At 67.9% G+C, this 16,736-nt stretch carries 15 protein-coding genes and 1 tRNA gene; 6 read left to right on the top strand and 10 right to left on the bottom strand.

Translation table 11 applies throughout. The annotated features are described in order from the left end of the window. Window positions 1-11: 11 nt before the first annotated feature. From AC4IJH_RS14335 to AC4IJH_RS14370, 8 genes are all read right to left on the bottom strand, one after another. Window positions 12-1,298, bottom strand: a complete 1,287-nt coding sequence (locus tag AC4IJH_RS14335) for a DUF3987 domain-containing protein (RefSeq protein WP_490852045.1) — start codon at window positions 1,296-1,298, stop codon at window positions 12-14. 175 nt (window positions 1,299-1,473) lie between these two features. After that, a complete protein-coding gene (locus AC4IJH_RS14340; protein WP_401812280.1) occupies window positions 1,474-2,247 on the bottom strand; it encodes an Lsr2 family DNA-binding protein in 774 nt (257 codons plus the stop codon). A gap of 464 nt (window positions 2,248-2,711) precedes the next feature. Continuing rightward, window positions 2,712-3,059, bottom strand: a complete 348-nt coding sequence (locus tag AC4IJH_RS14345) for a hypothetical protein (RefSeq protein ID WP_401812278.1) — start codon at window positions 3,057-3,059, stop codon at window positions 2,712-2,714. A gap of 175 nt (window positions 3,060-3,234) precedes the next feature. Beyond that, window positions 3,235-4,140, bottom strand: coding sequence for a phage major capsid protein (locus tag AC4IJH_RS14350; protein WP_401812276.1), 906 nt, complete (start codon window positions 4,138-4,140; stop codon window positions 3,235-3,237). A gap of 48 nt (window positions 4,141-4,188) precedes the next feature. Beyond that, complete coding sequence (locus AC4IJH_RS14355; protein WP_401812274.1) at window positions 4,189-4,443, bottom strand: helix-turn-helix domain-containing protein; 255 nt, start codon at window positions 4,441-4,443, stop codon at window positions 4,189-4,191. Window positions 4,444-4,897: 454 nt separating this feature from the next. Beyond that, the gene (locus AC4IJH_RS14360) at window positions 4,898-5,194 is read right to left on the bottom strand and encodes a hypothetical protein (RefSeq protein WP_490852046.1); all 297 of its coding nucleotides are present in this window, start codon (window positions 5,192-5,194) and stop codon (window positions 4,898-4,900) included. A 203-nt stretch (window positions 5,195-5,397) separates the two neighbouring features. Continuing rightward, complete coding sequence (locus tag AC4IJH_RS14365) at window positions 5,398-5,556, bottom strand: helix-turn-helix domain-containing protein (protein WP_401812500.1); 159 nt, start codon at window positions 5,554-5,556, stop codon at window positions 5,398-5,400. 83 nt (window positions 5,557-5,639) lie between these two features. Then, a complete protein-coding gene (locus tag AC4IJH_RS14370; protein ID WP_401812270.1) occupies window positions 5,640-6,191 on the bottom strand; it encodes a hypothetical protein in 552 nt (183 codons plus the stop codon). Window positions 6,192-6,335: 144 nt separating this feature from the next. Here AC4IJH_RS14370 and AC4IJH_RS14375 point away from each other — a divergent pair, with 144 nt between their 5' ends. Further along, window positions 6,336-7,607: a tyrosine-type recombinase/integrase gene (locus tag AC4IJH_RS14375; protein ID WP_490852047.1), complete on the top strand. Its 1,272-nt coding sequence runs from the start codon at window positions 6,336-6,338 to the stop codon at window positions 7,605-7,607. Between the two features lie 88 nt (window positions 7,608-7,695). On the opposite strand, the gene AC4IJH_RS14380 is transcribed toward AC4IJH_RS14375, so the two are convergent. Then, window positions 7,696-7,783 (bottom strand) — tRNA-Leu (locus AC4IJH_RS14380). A gap of 105 nt (window positions 7,784-7,888) precedes the next feature. On the opposite strand from AC4IJH_RS14380, the gene AC4IJH_RS14385 reads away from it, so the two are divergent. The 5 genes from AC4IJH_RS14385 (at window position 7,889) to AC4IJH_RS14405 (ending at window position 16,335) form a co-directional block, all read left to right on the top strand. Continuing rightward, the gene (locus AC4IJH_RS14385) at window positions 7,889-9,214 is read left to right on the top strand and encodes a DUF2254 domain-containing protein (RefSeq protein ID WP_490852048.1); all 1,326 of its coding nucleotides are present in this window, start codon (window positions 7,889-7,891) and stop codon (window positions 9,212-9,214) included. A 378-nt stretch (window positions 9,215-9,592) separates the two neighbouring features. After that, window positions 9,593-11,296, top strand: coding sequence for a thiamine pyrophosphate-binding protein (locus AC4IJH_RS14390; protein WP_490852049.1), 1,704 nt, complete (start codon window positions 9,593-9,595; stop codon window positions 11,294-11,296). An 11-nt stretch (window positions 11,297-11,307) separates the two neighbouring features. Beyond that, on the top strand, window positions 11,308-12,540 hold the full coding sequence (gene frc, locus AC4IJH_RS14395) for a formyl-CoA transferase (RefSeq protein WP_490852050.1): 1,233 nt from the start codon (window positions 11,308-11,310) through the stop codon (window positions 12,538-12,540). Beyond that, the gene (locus AC4IJH_RS14400) at window positions 12,540-14,711 is read left to right on the top strand and encodes an acetate--CoA ligase family protein (protein WP_490852051.1); all 2,172 of its coding nucleotides are present in this window, start codon (window positions 12,540-12,542) and stop codon (window positions 14,709-14,711) included. The genes frc and AC4IJH_RS14400 overlap by 1 nt, the downstream gene beginning before the upstream one ends. 259 nt (window positions 14,712-14,970) lie before the next feature. Beyond that, complete coding sequence (locus tag AC4IJH_RS14405) at window positions 14,971-16,335, top strand: OFA family MFS transporter (protein WP_490852052.1); 1,365 nt, start codon at window positions 14,971-14,973, stop codon at window positions 16,333-16,335. 6 nt (window positions 16,336-16,341) lie between these two features. Here AC4IJH_RS14405 and AC4IJH_RS14410 read toward each other — a convergent pair whose 3' ends face one another. Then, the gene (locus AC4IJH_RS14410) at window positions 16,342-16,707 is read right to left on the bottom strand and encodes a chorismate mutase (RefSeq protein ID WP_490852053.1); all 366 of its coding nucleotides are present in this window, start codon (window positions 16,705-16,707) and stop codon (window positions 16,342-16,344) included. Window positions 16,708-16,736 lie beyond the last annotated feature (29 nt).

Genomic DNA, 16,736 nt, shown 5'->3' on the forward strand with positions numbered 1-16,736 from the left:
CTGTTGGTTGGTTAGAGGAGCGCTCGGAAGGGGTTGGAGTCGGCGAGCGGCTCCGGACGCTTCGGTTCGGGTGTGGGCTCCGAGGCCTGCTTGGGCATCGAGCGGTACGCGTCCATCTGCACAACCGTGGCGCGATTCTCATCACGCTCTGGAGCGGCCGGCATCGTGTGCGGAGTCGAAACCGGCTGCTCTACGTGAACGGGAGTGTCACCGCGGATCGTGAAAACGGTGGCCGGTCGGCCGGTCTTACCCGAGCGGTCCACCGTTACGACGATTCCGGGCAGTGCCTTGACCTCAGCGGCCGACGCACCCACGTACGGGAGCACCTGCGACGAGGTGGCCTGACCGCCGTGCAGTTCGATTCGGGCTCGTACCTTGTCGGCGAGGCTGAGCGGCTGCCGCTTCACCTTCGGAGCATCGGCCCCCTTGTTGATCCGTACCGCGTCCTGAACGGAGCGGCGAACCAGGGTGAAGGCGGCCGTCAGGTTCTGGTCCGTGATGGTCTCGGAGCACTCGGAGGCGGCCAGGCAGGCGGCCACCCTGAGCGTCTGCTCTGCGGTCCGCTCGATGAACACGGCCTGACCCTCCGGCAGGGTCTCACCCAGGATGCGGGCGTACCGGCGAACGGTTCGCCACAGGGGCCGGGCGTCCTCGGAGAGAGTGATCACGCGGGGGCGGGCGGTGGCCCACCTGTAAGCGTCGGACAGTTCGGAGCCGTCGACCTTCGGCAGGCTCACGCGGTCGTCGTCCAGCATCGGGACGGACCCGAGGAGGAAGGGCAGGATGCGGTTGTACGAGCCTCCGGCCGCTTCCGACTCGCCCACGTACTTGGCCCAGTCGGACGGAGTGATGTGGGAGTGCAGGACCAATGCGGGGTCGCGGACTTCCTGCGCCTCTTCCTTGGTCGTGTTGCGCAGCGTTGCGCCGTCCCAGGCAGCGCGGAGTTTGGTGGTGAACGACGGGTCCCGCTTTACTCGCTTCAAGACCTCGGTCCATTCCTCTTCGATCACCAGGGCCCGCACGTCCCGCCCGTGCTCGGTCTCGGCCGTGGCCTCTTGTTGCTCCCACAGGTGGTGCACCATGCTCGCCCCGGACGTGATGCCGGATGTGGTGTGCGTTGCCAGGAAGCGGCCCAGGGAAGCGTCCAGGACGTGAAGCGCGGCCCGCAGCGCGGTTCCCTTGCCCCTGCCCGTTCCGGCGACCAACGCACTCCACAGAAGCACGGGCCGGGCGGAGCCACGGGACGACACCTTGACCGTGCCACCAATCGCGGCCGACCACATCGACAGGGCGGCCACGTACACCCCCAGGGCGTCCGCTTCCAGGAAAGGGGAGATCTTGCGGACGGCGCGGCCGATGGGACCGTACAAAACGGGGGTGTTCATGCTGCCTCTATCTCGAAAAGGGTTGCTTGGCTGACCTCTGGCCGGGGAGGCCGGGCGCACTCAGCGCCCGGCACCGTGGGGGCGGCGCTCAGGCCGCTACCGCTTTTCCCTCGGATGCGTCCTGGTGAGCCAGTTCGTAGGCGTGACGGACCTGCATCGGGACGCGTCCCTGCACGGAGAGGTTGGGCCACCCGTTCTCGCGGGCCCATGCCCGGATCACACGGTTACGCTCCCGGTCGCTCATCCCCGACCGATCGACCTTGGCAGGCTCGGGGAGAGGGTCACTACCAACGAACTCACCGGAGAGAACGGCCGACTTGAAGCGGCCGGGCTTCCTCACGTCCATGCACGGAATGCCACGCTCGGACGCGTCCCGCAGCTTGTGACCATTGCGCTCCCCGCCCTCACCCAGGATGAGCAGGACAGTGGAGCCATCGGCACGGCCCACCACCTCGAACCCTGCCCGGCGCACTGCCTCGCGGGCCGACTCCCAGTCGTACCCCGGCACCTCCCCCGCCAACATCACGGAAGGCACAGGCTCAGGTTCTGCCGCTCCCTCGCTCACGTCCTCCGCATCACGTTCCGACTCGGCAACAGGTGACGGCTCAGCCACGGGCACGGGCTCAGGTTCGGGAGCCACGATTACAGAGTCAGACTCAGTCTCCGACTCGTCAGCGTCCGGCAGACCAGCCCCCAGGGCATCCACTAGATACCTGCCGAACGTGGCCGCGTGTTCCGTGCACAGGTCCCACGCACGGGCTCCCAGGGTCAGCGTGTCGGTTGCCTCTACCTCGCTCGCATCCCGAGCTATGTGGGCATCGCAGTATCGACGCTGAACGGGAATCATGACGGTCCGGAGCATGGGTGCACGAATCCTTAGATAGGGAGGAGCGGTGAAGTCTCGGTGAGTGGCCGGAGTGAGTCTCTGACGGCCTCCGCATTTGGCGGTGCGGTGTGAGATCAACTCTGCCGATCTCCTATCACGGAACGGTAACGGAAAGATATCTAGAGTATTACTCTCGCGCATTCAATGACGGGGGTAATGGGAATTGGGAAGTGAATAGGACCCACCAGGGGTGCCTTCTTTCCACCGTTTGTTTGCCAATCAATTTTCAGCACTCGAAGCACGATTCCGGATCGTGTCGGCGGCCGTCGTTCCACGGTTCCGCTGTCCCATCCGTGGCCAGCCAGGCGGCGTGAAGGCACCAGGCCAACCAGCACTCTGAGCAGGTGTTACGGCACTCGATGCCCGCCTTGTGCTCCTGCTGCCTGGCGGGCTCGTACGGTGGGCTGACGTTCAGCTGTGCCCTGCGCCGGGCGCGTTTCTTACTCATCTCCCATCACCCACCCAAGGGCGCGCATTCCCTCAGGGGTGAGCCCGAGATCCTTGGTCAGGTGCCGGTATTCCATGTGCTGAGTGTTCGACGCTGTACCGGCCAGGATCGCAGACCAATAGACGACCACCGCTGCCACAATTCCGACGGTCGAGTCATCCCACTGCGATGCCTGTGAGGTCTCCCAGAGTTCCTTCCAGTAGGCCCGCTCATGCTCCGACCAATCCCGGCCCTCCGGTATATCGGGTACGGGCAATCCGTGATCGAGCGGCAAGACAGTAATCCGCTGTGCCTCGCGATAGCGGGAATGGGGAGAGTGCGGGGCGCGTGGCTTGGGCATGGTGGAACCTCCGGTGTAGTCGCAGATTGTGACGGCCGGCATCGCGGCCGTATCGACTGAGCGTGAACGGGAGCGCCCGGAGCCCTCGCCAGGGCTCGAAGCAACAAAGAAGGGGCCTCTGCCGTTTCGGCAGAGGCCCCGGACCATTTCCTTCAAGAGCAACCCGTGACGTGGGTCAGGCGAGCTTGAGGCCGACCGAGCGCCGCTCGTCCAGAACGGTCGAGCCGACGTAGGCGTCCATGATGGAGCGCTGGTTCAGGCTGTCGTCGTTGAAGGTCATCAGCCAGCGCATCGAGTAGCCCTGATGACCAGCCGAAGCGGAGAACTCACTCCGCACCACGGGCGGCGCGCAGACCGCCATGGCGAACGCCGAGCCGATGTAGGCAACGGCCGTCTTGTCGGCCAGAAACGGCGAGTAGACGACCGTGAACCCATACGCCTCACCGATGATGCCCCCGCGCAGCGCCTCATCCGAACCGGCCTGGGCCACCTGAGAGAAGTTGTCGTCCTTCAGCAGGACGTTCTTCACGTCCGGAGAGACAGCCAGCCAACGGCGGCCCGCCGTGCGGCTCTTGTCCAGGACCGTGCCCGCGTCGATGATCGCGTGCCGGGGCTGAGTTGCCTTCATGGTGATCAGGCCCGGAGCGCCGTCGGCGGTGCGTTGGTTCATCGTGTTGGCGATGTTCTGCTCCAGGTAGTCACCGACTCCCGCGGACTGGGGGAGGGTAATCTGCTGCTCGAAGGTGTAGAGGTCGAAGCGCATTTCCTTGTCGGTGATCTCGACCGCCGAGAGGGCGTGATCGGTGATCTCCAACTCGATGGTCGTGTCCTTGATCGGCTGCACCATACTGTTCACGGAACCGTTGAAGTTCCCAGCTTTCAGCACCTCTGGGCGGCGGATACGTACCGAGTCTCCAACACCGCCCCGGAAATCTTCCTCGGCATCCCGGTGCACAGTGTGTGCCAGCCCCTTGAATCCCACCAACATGTCAAGGGCCGTGGAAGCAACAATCTTGGATATGGCGAAGCTGTTTTCAGACTGAACGGCTTCCTGGACGGTCATGGGCTTCTGATCGGTCATAGTTACTCCTGCTTAAGTCATCAAAATGGGAAGGGGAATCGTGCGGAATCAGGAGCCCTCACGGATCAGGGCGTCAACGGCCGTGGCCTTGCGGCGCTGCTCGGTGTCCTCACCCGTCATGAGAGACAGCAGCGGCGAGCACAGATGCCGGGACGCCAGCACGAGCATCCGAAGGCTCGGGGTGGTCTCCCCGGACTCCCACCGGTAGACGGTGGAGGGAGCCACAACCATTTCGTCAGCCAGTTCCTCAACAGACAGGCCAAGGGTGATACGGCGGGCAGTGAAAGCATGACGATCGAACATAAGGAACTCCTTGCGTTTGATTGCTGAAACGCGAACCTGTGGGCAAAAGGAAACCCCCGTCCACCAAGAGGCGGGCGGGGGTTGAAGACACTGCGAGGTAGATCGCCTCACCCTATGCGTCGGTGAGATCTTCGCTGCAACTCTCGGTGGCCCACGGAAGTGGGGCACAGGTCACACCGTGAGGTGAACTTCCCTCTCACTAATAATGTCGGCGTCCCCGCGAAGATCAGGGGACGTGTACGCGAGAAATTGAGACGCCCGTCACGAAGCGGGCGGAACAGAATGCTGTATCAGCCTAGGCTGGCATCAGGTCAAGTTTCGGTACAGAAGAAAGGCCAGTCCCGAAAGACTGGCCCTCTCCATCTCTCCTCAAACCACCCAGGCCACTTGGTAGAGATCACTCGGTAGGAGTCCCTTGGTGGGACTCCCTTGGTGAAACTCACTAGGTAGTAGGTCAGTGTGACGTGTGGTCGTATTCCCTGGCCCTGGCTCGCACATCTGTGAAGCTGTGTCCGTGATCGTGCCGGGGGATCGTCAGCCAGTGGATGTCGCAGTCGCCCTTGCCCTTGGACTTGTGCTCCACCCACAACCACCCCTTTTGACGGCCGTACTTGATGGCTCGGCCCACGGTGCTGAGTGACGCCCCGGATGTCTCCGCTATGAGTTCCTGCGGGGCCCGCAGGTCGCGGCCGGTGTCGAAGGTGGCGAAGAACGACGCCGCCGCAAGGACGTGCTTGTACTTGCCGGGCACGTCGGGACAGTTCCATAGGGCCCGTTCCCACTCGTAGCGGATCACAGACCTCGGAGTCCGGGCCGAGCTAATCAACTCCCCTTCGCCGGTCCCGTTCACGCTCCGGAAGGCCGGCCGTGACTCTCCGCGCGGGGTGGCCCGCGCTATCGGTTCGGCCGTCTCCCAGGCGGGGCGCTTCGCGAACGGGTCCTCGTTGAGGCCGGTCATCGCGCCCCCTGCGCGTCCAGCCAGCGGTCAAGATCGCTGGGGCGGCACCGGAGTGACTGCCCCACTTTCTTGAAGGGGATGCCTTGGGACCTGTGGTTGTTATAGATCCAGTGCTTCGGACGGCCCAAGTACTCGGCCACCTCGTCAACGGTCATCAGCTTGGTCAATGAATCCTCCAGGAAACAGAAAGCCCCCGATGGCCTCGGGGGCGTGGTCAAGTAGGCGTACAGAGCTGGGGCTAGCGGGCTTCTGCTGCATCCGGCAGGGAATCCAGTACGGCCGTGGCCTTGTCGGTCAGTTCCCCACCGGCCTTACCGGCGAGCGAGCTCAAGTACCCGTCTCTGCGGGCCTTCTTGAGGTGGTCCCGGACGGTCTCCGGCCGCCGCTCGATCAACCCTGCCAGCCAGTCCACGGGGCGGCTCGCACCGGTGCCCGCCATCTGGACGTACACGGCCGACAGCATGACTAGGTAGGGAACTGAGACGCCTTCATGGGCGAGTAGCCGTCCGGCCGTCTTCCCCGCTTCCTCGATCGTCTCCGTGATCTCGCGAACCTTGCCTTCAAGGTTCGGAGCGGCATCGTGTGCCGTTTTGACCGCGTCCGCAAGGTCGAGCCTGCGCAGCACGGTGGTGGAGATGCCGCGCGCCACGTCGCGGGCCGGTGCGTCCTGGGCCTTCTCGATCGTGATGCGCTGCGGCCCCCCTGTCACTGGCCCGCTCGGCCACCACATGCGGATATCCCACGCCCCCTGGTGCTGGGTGATCTCGAATCCGGTCTCGTCTGCATCCATGCCAGAACCGTACCACGGAGGGTGGACCACCATCGGTTGACAAGAGATGGTGGATCGTGATCAGACTGAGGGCGCCGGAGCGATGCCCCGGCCCGGTACGGCGCACCGCCGACTGGCAGACCCGACAGAGAGCACTAAGCATCCGTGGCAAAGCGCGGTAACGGACTCGGCGGTACCCCCGTGGAGATCAAGCGGACGGGACGGCCGAACACCTGGGGCGTACGCACGCCCCTGCACTTCAACAAAGCAACCGGAGAGAAAGAGCGCTACTGGATAGGCCGGGAGTTCAAGACCAAGACCGCAGCAGAGAAGGCACTTCGCGACTGGCATACCGACCATGAGGCGGGGAAGATCGCGGCCCGCTCGGACATGACGCTGGGGGCATGGCTCGACAAGTGGCACAGCAATCTACGGAAGGAGGGGACGACCGTGGCCGGGTACGAGACGAAGATCCGTCTGCACATCAAACCGCACATCGGCCACATGAAGCTGTCCGAGGTCACCGACGACACGCTTGACGACCTGTACCGGATGCTGGAAACCGTCCCGTGCCCCACCAACAAGGGCAAGCCGCTGGGAGCCAAGTCGGTGCGGCACGTCCACAACATCCTGTCCGGGGCGCTCGGCGCAGCCGCGCCCAAGCTGATATCTGCTAATCCAGCCGCCACGGCCAGCCCGCCCACCGGCCGGGAGATCCGGGCGCAGGAACGGGCCTTCCCTACCCTGGACGACGACGGAACCGCCCGGTTCCTGTCCTCGGTGTGGGAGCCCTGCGGCAACCGGGCCTGTGACGCTGGCCTGACCCATCACTGCCTGCGGGACGCTCCGCTGTGGACCGTCTACGCCGCGACCGGAGTGCGGCGCAGTGAGGCTCTGGGCATGAAGTGGTCCCTCGTCAACTGGGCGGAGGGCTCCATCGAACTCGGGTGGGTCGTGGTCGAGGAAGGCAACACCTACCGGCTACGGAAGCTGACGAAAGACGGTGACGCCAATGCCGTGATCTACGTGGACCAGTCCGTCATGAACGTCCTCAAGTGGCAGAAGGAACGCCAGGACGCCGAACGCGAACGCCTCGGGGCGACGTGGACGGATCACGACCTGGTGTTCGCCCGCGACGGCTTCAAGCTCTACCGGGGCGAAGCAGGCGGACCTCAGGACCCCGAGAAGGTCTCGGCGCGGTGGCGCACCCTCCGGAACCGGCTGCACCTGCCGGACGACTTCCGTATCCACGACTGGAGGCACAGCAAGGTCACGAACGATCTGGAGGCCGGGGAGAACCCCGTAGAGGTCTCCGCCAACGTCCGGCACCACTCGCCGGGCTACACGATGGCCCGCTACGGCCACTCACGTAAGAACGGAGCCCGGAAGCTCGCCGCCTCCGGAGCCAACAGGCTCGGCCTGTCATCCCTGGTCTGACCTGGGAAATCTCTGGGCTGTTGGTCACGTGGTTGGTCACGCCACGCCCCAGAAAAGCAGAAAACCCCACGTGAAGTGGGGTCTCAGCTGGTGTCCGAGGGGGGACTTGAACCCCCACGCCCGATAAAGGGCACTAGCACCTCAAGCTAGCGCGTCTGCCATTCCGCCACCCGGACTAGGTGTTGTCTTCGCGGGGTGTTCCCCGCGGCGACATGGACAACAATACCAAGGTTTCGGAGTGCCTTTCACCTGCGTATCCGTGTGAGACATAAGCTCGGTTTATGAGTGGAGAGGGAGAGCTGGGCGCGTCGGGTGGAGTGCGCAGGCCGCGGCCGTTGTCGCCGTTGCGGGAGCATCTGCGGGACACCTTCTGGTTCGCGCCGGCGGTGGGGCTGCTGGCCGCGCTGGCGCTGGCCTGGCTGTCGACGACGGTGGACGACCTGATCGTCGAGGCGGCTCGGGAGGAGGGGGATTTCGCGTTCATCGAGTCGCTGATCAGGGTCGCGTCGGACCTGAAGTCCGTCGTGACGACGGCGGGGTCGGCGATGCTGACGTTCCTGGGTGTGGTGTTCAGCATTTCGCTGGTGGCGCTGCAGATGGCGGGCGGGCAATTCACGCCGCGTGTGATGCGGCTGTACGTACGGTCGCGGATCACGAAGGTGACGCTGGCCGTGTTCCTGGCGACGTTCCTGTTCGCGCTCATGGTGCAGGGGTCCTTCGACGGGGAGAGCGATCCGCGGAAGGTGACGACGGTGCCGGTGGTCTCGGCGGTGCTGTCGGGGGTGCTGGTGGTGGTGAGCCTGGTGCTGTTCATCGCCTATGTGAATTCGACGATCCGGCTGATGCGGGTCAGCTATGTGATCGACCGGATCACGCGGGAGGCGATGCGGGTGCTGGAGCGGCACGGGAAGGGGGAGGAAGTGAAAGCGCTGCCGGGTGAGGTGGTGGGGGAGTTCGCGCATCGGGGGCGGGCCGGGGTGCTCAGGGATGTGCATGTGGCGCGGCTGACGCGGGTGGGGCGGCGGTACGGGACCGTACTGCGGCTCCAGGCGCGGATCGGGGATTACGTGGTGCCGGGGACCCCCATGCTGACGGCGCACGGCGGACGGGTGCCGCCGCGGTGGGCGGTGCGGTTCACGACGTCGGTGGGGGTGGAGCGGACCGCGCGGCAGGACGTGGGCTTCGGGCTGCGGCAGCTGGCGGACATCGCGCTGCGGGCGCTCAGTCCCGCGGTGAACGATCCGACGACGGCGGTGCAGAGCCTGGACCGGATCGTGACGCTCCTGGCGGTGGTCGGGAAGCGGCCGCTGGGGGCCGTACATCACCGGGACCGCAAGGGCGTGGTGCGGCTGGTGCAGGATCTGCCGGGGTGGGGGGATCTGGTGGATCTCGGCTTCAGTGAGATCCGGGGGTGTGCGGTGGGCAATCCGCAGGTGACGCGGCGGCTGGTGGCCGGGATCGAGGATCTGTTGGCACTGGTTCCGGCCGAGCGGCGAGAGCCCCTGGAGCGGCATCTGGCGCTGCTGGCGCAGGCGGTGGAGCGGACGGTACCGGAGGCGGTGGAGCGGGAGTTCGCGCTGCAAGGGGATCGGCAGGGCATCGGGTAGGAGGCGGGGAGAAGGCCGAGGGGGAGGTCGAGGAGGGGATCGGGCGAGCGGGGGCGGTCGGGGGTAGTTGGGGTAGGCCGCGACGAGGCGGGGCCGAGGGCCGGAGCGGGGCGGGATCGTGGCGGTTGTCGCGATCCCGCCCCTTTTTGCCCTGGCGCGAATCCCGCCCCCGTCTTAGCGCGGGCGCCGCACCCGCCCCCTCTCCGCCCCGACCAGCGCGCTTGACCCCGGCTTGGCGTGGGCTCACCGCGCCTTGACCCGGTCTTGGCCCGATCGCTCCCTGTTGCCCTGGACATCGCGGGGGCGATGCGGGATAACAGGTCCATACAGTATTCGTCGACTGTATACAGTCGACCCGCTGAAGGGACGCGATACGTCATGCCCGACGGGACACACGAGACCAGCAGCACGCCCCGGGACCTCATCTCCGGTGGGCACTTGGTCGCCAAGGCGCTCAAGGCGGAGGGCGTCGACGTCATCTACACGCTCTGCGGCGGCCACATCATCGATATCTACGACGGCTGCGTCGACGAGGGCATCGAGGTCGTGGACGTACGGCACGAGCAGGTCGCCGCGCACGCCGCGGACGGGTACGCGCGGATCACCGGGAAGCCGGGCTGCGCGGTGGTCACGGCGGGGCCGGGGACGACCGACGCGGTGACCGGCGTCGCCAACGCCTTCAGGGCCGAGTCGCCAATGCTGCTCATCGGCGGGCAGGGGGCGCACAGCCAGCACAAGATGGGGTCCCTCCAGGACCTGCCGCACGTCGACATGATGACGCCGATCACCAAGTTCGCCGCGACCGTCCCGGACACCGCGCGCGCCGCCGACATGGTCTCGATGGCGTTCCGGGAGTGCTTCCACGGGGCGCCGGGGCCGTCCTTCCTGGAGATACCCCGCGATGTGCTGGATGCGAAGGTGCCGCGGGAGACGGCGCGCGTACCGGAGGCCGGGCACTACCGGGCGTCGACCCGCAGCGCCGGTGACCCTCAGGCCGTCGAGCGGCTGGCCGACCTGCTCGTACGGGCCGAGAAGCCGGCGATTCTGCTCGGCGGGCAGGTCTGGACGACGCGGGCCACAAACGCGGCGGTGGAGCTCGTACGGACGCTGAACGTGCCCGCGTACATGAACGGGGCCGGGCGCGGGACGCTGCCGCCCGGCGATGCGCACCACTTCCAGCTCTCGCGGCGGTACGCCTTCGCCAACGCCGATCTGATCGTGATCGTCGGGACGCCCTTCGACTTCCGGATGGGGTACGGAAAGCGCCTCTCCCCCACCGCCACCGTCGTCCAGATCGACCTGGACTACCGGACGGTGGGCAAGAACCGGGACGTCGACCTGGGCATCGTCGGCGACGCGGGGCTGATCCTGGCGGCGGCCGCCCAGGCCGCTTCGGGGCGGCTGGACGACGGCGCGGGGCGGCGCAAGGAGTGGCTGGAGGAGCTGCGGGCGGTGGAGTCGGCCGCGGTCGACAAGCGGCTGCCGCAGCTCAGGTCGGACGCCGCTCCGATCCACCCGTACCGCCTGGTCAGCGAGATCAACGACTTTCTGACCGAGGACTCGATCTATGTGGGGGACGGCGGCGACATCGTCACCTTCTCCGGGCAGGTGGTGCAGCCCAAGTCGCCGGGGCACTGGATGGACCCGGGGCCGCTGGGGACGCTCGGGGTGGGCATCCCCTTCGTCATGGCCGCCAAGCAGGCCCGGCCCGACAAGGAGGTCGTGGCGCTCTTCGGGGACGGGGCGTTCTCGCTGACGGGGTGGGACTTCGAGACGCTGGTCCGCTTCGGCCTGCCCTTCGTGGGGATCGTCGGCAACAACTCCTCGATGAACCAGATCCGTTACGGGCAGCGGGCCAAGTACGGCGACGCGCGCGAGCGGATCGGCAACACGCTGGGGGACGTCCCCTACGACCAGTTCGCGCGGATGCTCGGCGGTTACGGCGAGGAGGTGCGCGACCCCGCACAGATCCGGCCGGCGCTGGAGCGCGCCCGGCAGTCCGGGAAGCCCTCGCTGATCAACGCCTGGGTCGATCCGGACGCCTACGCCCCCGGAACCATGAACCAGACCATGTACAAGTGAGGTGAAGTGGCATGGACAGCAAGGCACTTGAGGGAATTCGCGTGCTCGATATGACGCATGTGCAGTCCGGCCCTTCCGCCACCCAGCTGCTCGCCTGGCTCGGGGCCGATGTGCTCAAACTGGAGGCGCCGACCGGCGACATCACCCGCAAGCAGTTGCGGGACATCCCGGACGTGGACTCGCTGTACTTCACGATGCTCAACTGCAACAAGCGCAGCATCACCCTCAATACGAAGACCGAGCGCGGCAAGGAGATCCTGACCGAGCTGATCCGGCGCAGCGATGTGCTGGTGGAGAACTTCGGGCCGGGGGCCGTGGACCGGATGGGGTTCACCTGGGAGCGCATCAAGGAGATCAACCCGCGGATCGTCTACGCCTCGATCAAGGGCTTCGGCGAGGGCCCGTACACCGGATTCAAGGCGTACGAGGTGGTGGCGCAGGCCATGGGCGGGTCGATGTCCACCACCGGTTTCGAGGACGGGCCGCCGCTGGCGACCGGGGCGCAGATCGGCGACTCGGGCACCGGTGTGCACCTGGTGGCGGGGATTCTCGCGGCGCTGCTCCAGCGCACCCGCACCGGGCGCGGGCAGCGGGTGAACGTGGCCATGCAGCACGCCGTGCTCAATCTGTGCCGGGTCAAGCTGCGGGACCAACAGCGGCTGGCGCACGGCCCGTTGGCGGAGTATCCCAACGACGACTTCGGGGACGAGGTGCCGCGCTCGGGCAACGCGAGCGGCGGCGGGCAGCCGGGCTGGGCGGTGCGGTGCGCGCCCGGCGGACCCAACGACTACGTCTATGTGATCGTGCAGCCGGCCGGCTGGGCGCCGATCACCGAGCTGATCGGGCGGCCGGAACTGGCCGAGGACCCGGAGTGGGCCACCCCGCAGGCGCGGCTGCCCAAGCTGGCCAAGATGTTCCAGCTGATCGAGGAGTGGTCGGCCACGCTCCCCAAGTGGGAGGTGCTTCAGCGGCTGAACGCGCACAACATCCCCTGCGGGCCGATCCTTTCGACCAAGGAGATCATCGAGGACGCCTCCCTGGCCGACAACGGCATGGTGGTGCGGGTCGAGCACCCGCAGCGCGGCGCCTTCACCACCGTCGGATCGCCGCTGAAGCTGTCCGACTCCCCCGTGGACGTGGAGCGCTCGCCGCTGCTGGGCGAGCACAACGCGGCGGTGTACGGGGACGAACTGGGGCTGACGGAGCGGGAGCTGCGGCTGCTGCGGACCGAGGGGGTCATCTGATGCCGGAACCCGTGATACCCGGTCACCAGCACGTGGTCCGCGAGGTGCTGGCGGCCGCGCGGGCCGAGGGGCGTACCGCGCTGACCGCGCCCGAGGGCAAGCGGATCGCGGACGCGTACGGCATCGCGACTCCGGCCGAGGGGCTGGCGGAGTGCGCGGACGAGGCGGTGGCGCTGGCCGACCGGATCGGGTTCCCGGTGGCCCTGAAGATCGTCTCGCCGGACATCGTGCACAAGACGGACGCGGGCGGGGTGCAGGTGGGGCTGCGCTCGGCGGCCGAGGTGCGCGGCGCGTTCATCGCGGTCGTGGCCGGCGCGAAGGCGTACGACCCATCGGCGCGCATCGACGGCGTCCAGGTGCAGCAGATGGTGCCCGAGGGGCAGGAGGTGATCGTCGGCGCGGTCACCGACCCGACCTTCGGGAAGATCGTTGCCTTCGGGCTCGGCGGGGTGCTGGTGGAGGTCCTCAAGGACGTCACCTTCCGGCTGGCGCCCGCCTCCCGCCAGGACGCGGTCTCGATGCTGGACGGCATCCGGGCGGCGCAGGTGCTGCGGGGCGTGCGCGGCGGGCCTCCGGTGGACCGCGAGGCGCTGGCCGAGCTGATCGTAAGGGTCTCCGAACTGGCCGCGGATTTCCCGGAGTTGGCGGAGGTGGACCTCAATCCGGTGTTCGCCTCGCCCACCGGGGCGGTGGCCGCCGACGTCCGCATCCTGCTGAGCGAAGGCACCGTCGCCGAGCGGCCGCGCTACACCCGCCAGGAGATCCTCTCCTCGATGCGGCGGCTGATGCGGCCGCGGTCGGTGGCGGTGATCGGCGCCTCCAACGAGCCGGGGAAGATCGGCAATTCGGTGCTGCGCAACCTCATCGACGGCGGCTTCGCCGGGGAGATCCACCCGGTGCACCCGCGGGCCGACGACATCCTGGGGCGCAAGGCGTACCCCTCGGTGCGGGAGGTGCCCGGCGAGGTGGACGTGGCCGTCTTCGCCATCCCCGCGAAGCTGGTGCCCGCGGCCCTTGAGGAGGTGGGCGCCAAGGGCGTGCCGAACGCGGTGCTGATCCCGTCCGGCTTCGCCGAGACCGGCGAAGAGGCCCTCCAGGAGCGGATCGTGGCCATCGCCCGGGAGCACGGGGTACGGCTGCTGGGGCCGAACATCTACGGCTACTACTCCCCCTGGCAGGACCTGTGCGCCACCTTCTGCACGCCCTACGACGTCAAGGGCCCGGTGGCGCTGACCTCGCAGTCCGGCGGCATCGGCATGGCGATCCTGGGCTTCGCGCGGACCACCAGGACCGGCGTCTCGGCGATCGTGGGCCTCGGCAACAAGTCGGACGTGGACGAGGACGACCTGCTGACCTACTTCGGCGAGGACCCGCACACCCGGTGCATCGCCATGCACCTGGAGGACCTCAAGGACGGGCGGGCCTTCGTGGCGGCGGCGCGGCGGACGGTGCGCGAGAAGCCGGTGGTGGTGCTCAAAGCGGGGCGTACGAGCGCGGGCGCGCGGGCGGCCGGTTCCCACACCGGAGCGCTGGCCGGGAACGACGCGGTCTACGACGACATCCTGCGGCAGGCCGGGGTGATCCGGGCGCCGGGGCTGCGGGAGATGCTGGAGTACGCGCGGGCGCTGCCGGTGCTGCCCACGCCCAAGGGCGACAACGTCGTCGTCATCACGGGCGCGGGCGGCTCGGGGGTGCTGCTCTCGGACGCGATCGTGGACAACGGGCTGTCCCTGATGGAGATTCCGCCGGATCTGGACGCCTCGTTCAGGGCGTTCATCCCGCCGTTCGGCGCGGCCGGCAATCCGGTCGACATCACCGGCGGCGAACCGCCCGCGACGTACGAGGCCACGATCCGCCTCGGCATGGAGGACCCGCGCATCCACGCGCTGGTGCTGGGCTACTGGCACACCATCGTCACCCCGCCGATGGTCTTCGCCGAGCTGACCGCGCGGGTGGTGGCGGAGTTCCGGGCACGCGGCATCGAGAAGCCGGTGGTGGCCTCGCTGGCCGGGGACACCGAGGTGGAGGAGGCGTGCGGATACCTCTTCGAGCGGGGCGTGGCCGCCTATCCGTACACCACCGAACTGCCGGTGGCGGTGCTGGGGGCGAAGTACCGGTGGGCGCGGGCGGCGGGGCTGCTGCCCGCGGCGCGCGGGGCGGACGGCGGGTGAGCTGACGGCTCCTGCCCTCCGCGGGTGAGCCGACGGCTCCCGCCCTCGGCGCGAGCACGATCAGCACCACAGACACAGCACGTACGAACAGCACCACAGGCACGGCACGTACGAACAGCACGGTGAGCACCACTACGGGGCGCGCCGGCCGGCTCCCTCGGCCTCCGCCAAGGCCCTCTTCCCGGACCCGGCCGGGCGCCCCGTATGCGTGGCAATCCCATCCGAAACCCTTGTCCCATCAGCCGGGAGGCGATGTGAGGTGAGCGCACAGGACGTTGCGTCCCAGGGACGCCCGGAGAAGTTATCGGTCACCGATGCCCAGGGGCGGATCTACCGCATGGGCGAGACCGACCGGGAGATCCTGGGCCATCCCCGCTGGACGATGGTGCTGCTGCCGTGGGCGGCGATGTTCGGCATCAGCGTCTTCGAGTACGCGTACGGCGCCGCCGAGGCCACCTTGTCCCAGGCGCACCACTGGTCCCACACCGGCACCTTCTGGGTGCTCAGCGTCTGGATCTTCTTCCAGGCCGCCATCGCCTTCCCCGCCGGGCGGCTGCGCGAGAAGGGGCTGCTCAGCAGCCGGGCGGCGATGCTCATCGGCTCCGTCCTGTCCCTGCTGGGCTTTGTGAGCCTGGGCCACGCGCCCACCATCTGGTGGGCGGTCCTCGGCTTCGGGGTGCTGGGCGGCACCGGGTCCGGACTGGTCTACGCGACCTGCATCAACACCGTCGGCAAGTGGTATCCGGAACGGCGCGGCGGCAAGACCGGTTTCGTCAACGGCGGCTTCGCCTACGGAGCCGTCCCCTTCGTCTTCCTCTTCTCCTACGGCTTCGACGCGGGCAACTACCGGGTGGTGCTGGACCTGGTGGGCCTGTACGTCCTGCTGCTGACGGCGGTGGCGGGGCTGTTCTTCAAGGACCCGCCGAAGAACTGGTGGCCCGCCCATGTCGACCCGCTGGCCGCGGGCCGGGACCGGCGTACCGCCACCGCCCTGCGCAAGAACCCGCCCGCCGCCGGGCAGTTCACCCCGCGCCAGGCGCTGCGCACCGGCATGCTGCCGCTGATGTGGGCCTGTCTGCTGTGCACGGCCGGGGTCTCCATCTTCGGCATCACCAACCAGGTGCCCTTCGCCAAGGACGTCGGCTTCGGGCCGCTGGTGGCCGCCTCCTCGATGGGCGTGATGTCCGTGGTCAACGGCACCGGGCGGGGCGTGGTGGGCTGGCTCTCGGACCGCCTGGGGCGGCGGGTGACGCTCACGTACGTCTGCCTGGTCCTGGGCCTGTCCCAGTTCGGCGTCCTGTGGACGGGCGAAACCGCGAACCAGCCGCTGTTCCTGTTCTTCGCCTTCGTCTCCGGCTTCGGCGGCGGCGCGTTCTTCCCGCTGTTCGCGGCCCTGGTCCCCGACTACTTCGGCGAGAACCACAACGCCTCCAACTACGGCCTGGTCTACAGCTCGAAGCTGGTCTCCGGGGTGCTGGGCGCCGGCGCGGGCTCCGCGGTGATCGCGGCGTGGGGGTACGACGGCGCGTATGTCACGGCCGGGTGCGTGGGGCTGGCGGCGGCAGGGCTGTCCCTGCTGCTGCGGCGCCCGGCCCACGCTCCCGGACCGGGCGCGGGCGGGTGAGCGGGCTCAGCCGGCCGGCGGACCACCGTCGGCCCCGGCCTTGATGGCGATGGCGCGGTGGTGGCGGACGACCTCGTCGATGATGAAGTTGAGGAACTTCTCGGCGAAGGCCGGGTCCAGCTTCGCGTCCTCGGCGAGGGTGCGCAGCCGGGCGATCTGGGTGGCCTCGCGGGCCGGGTCGGCCGGGGGCAGGTTGTGCCGGGCCTTGAGCTCGCCGACCTGCTGGGTGCACTTGAAGCGCTCGGCGAGCAGGTGCACCAGCGCGGCATCGAGGTTGTCGATGCTGCCGCGCAGGAACAGCAGGCGGTCGCGGGCGGCCTGGTCCTCGACAGAGGTCGCGTCGCCCGCTGCCGGTGCCGTCTCCTCGCTCATGTGTTACGCCAATCCTGGTCGGGTGGTGC

It is taken from the genome of Streptomyces sp. UF-297 (assembly GCF_058245575.1).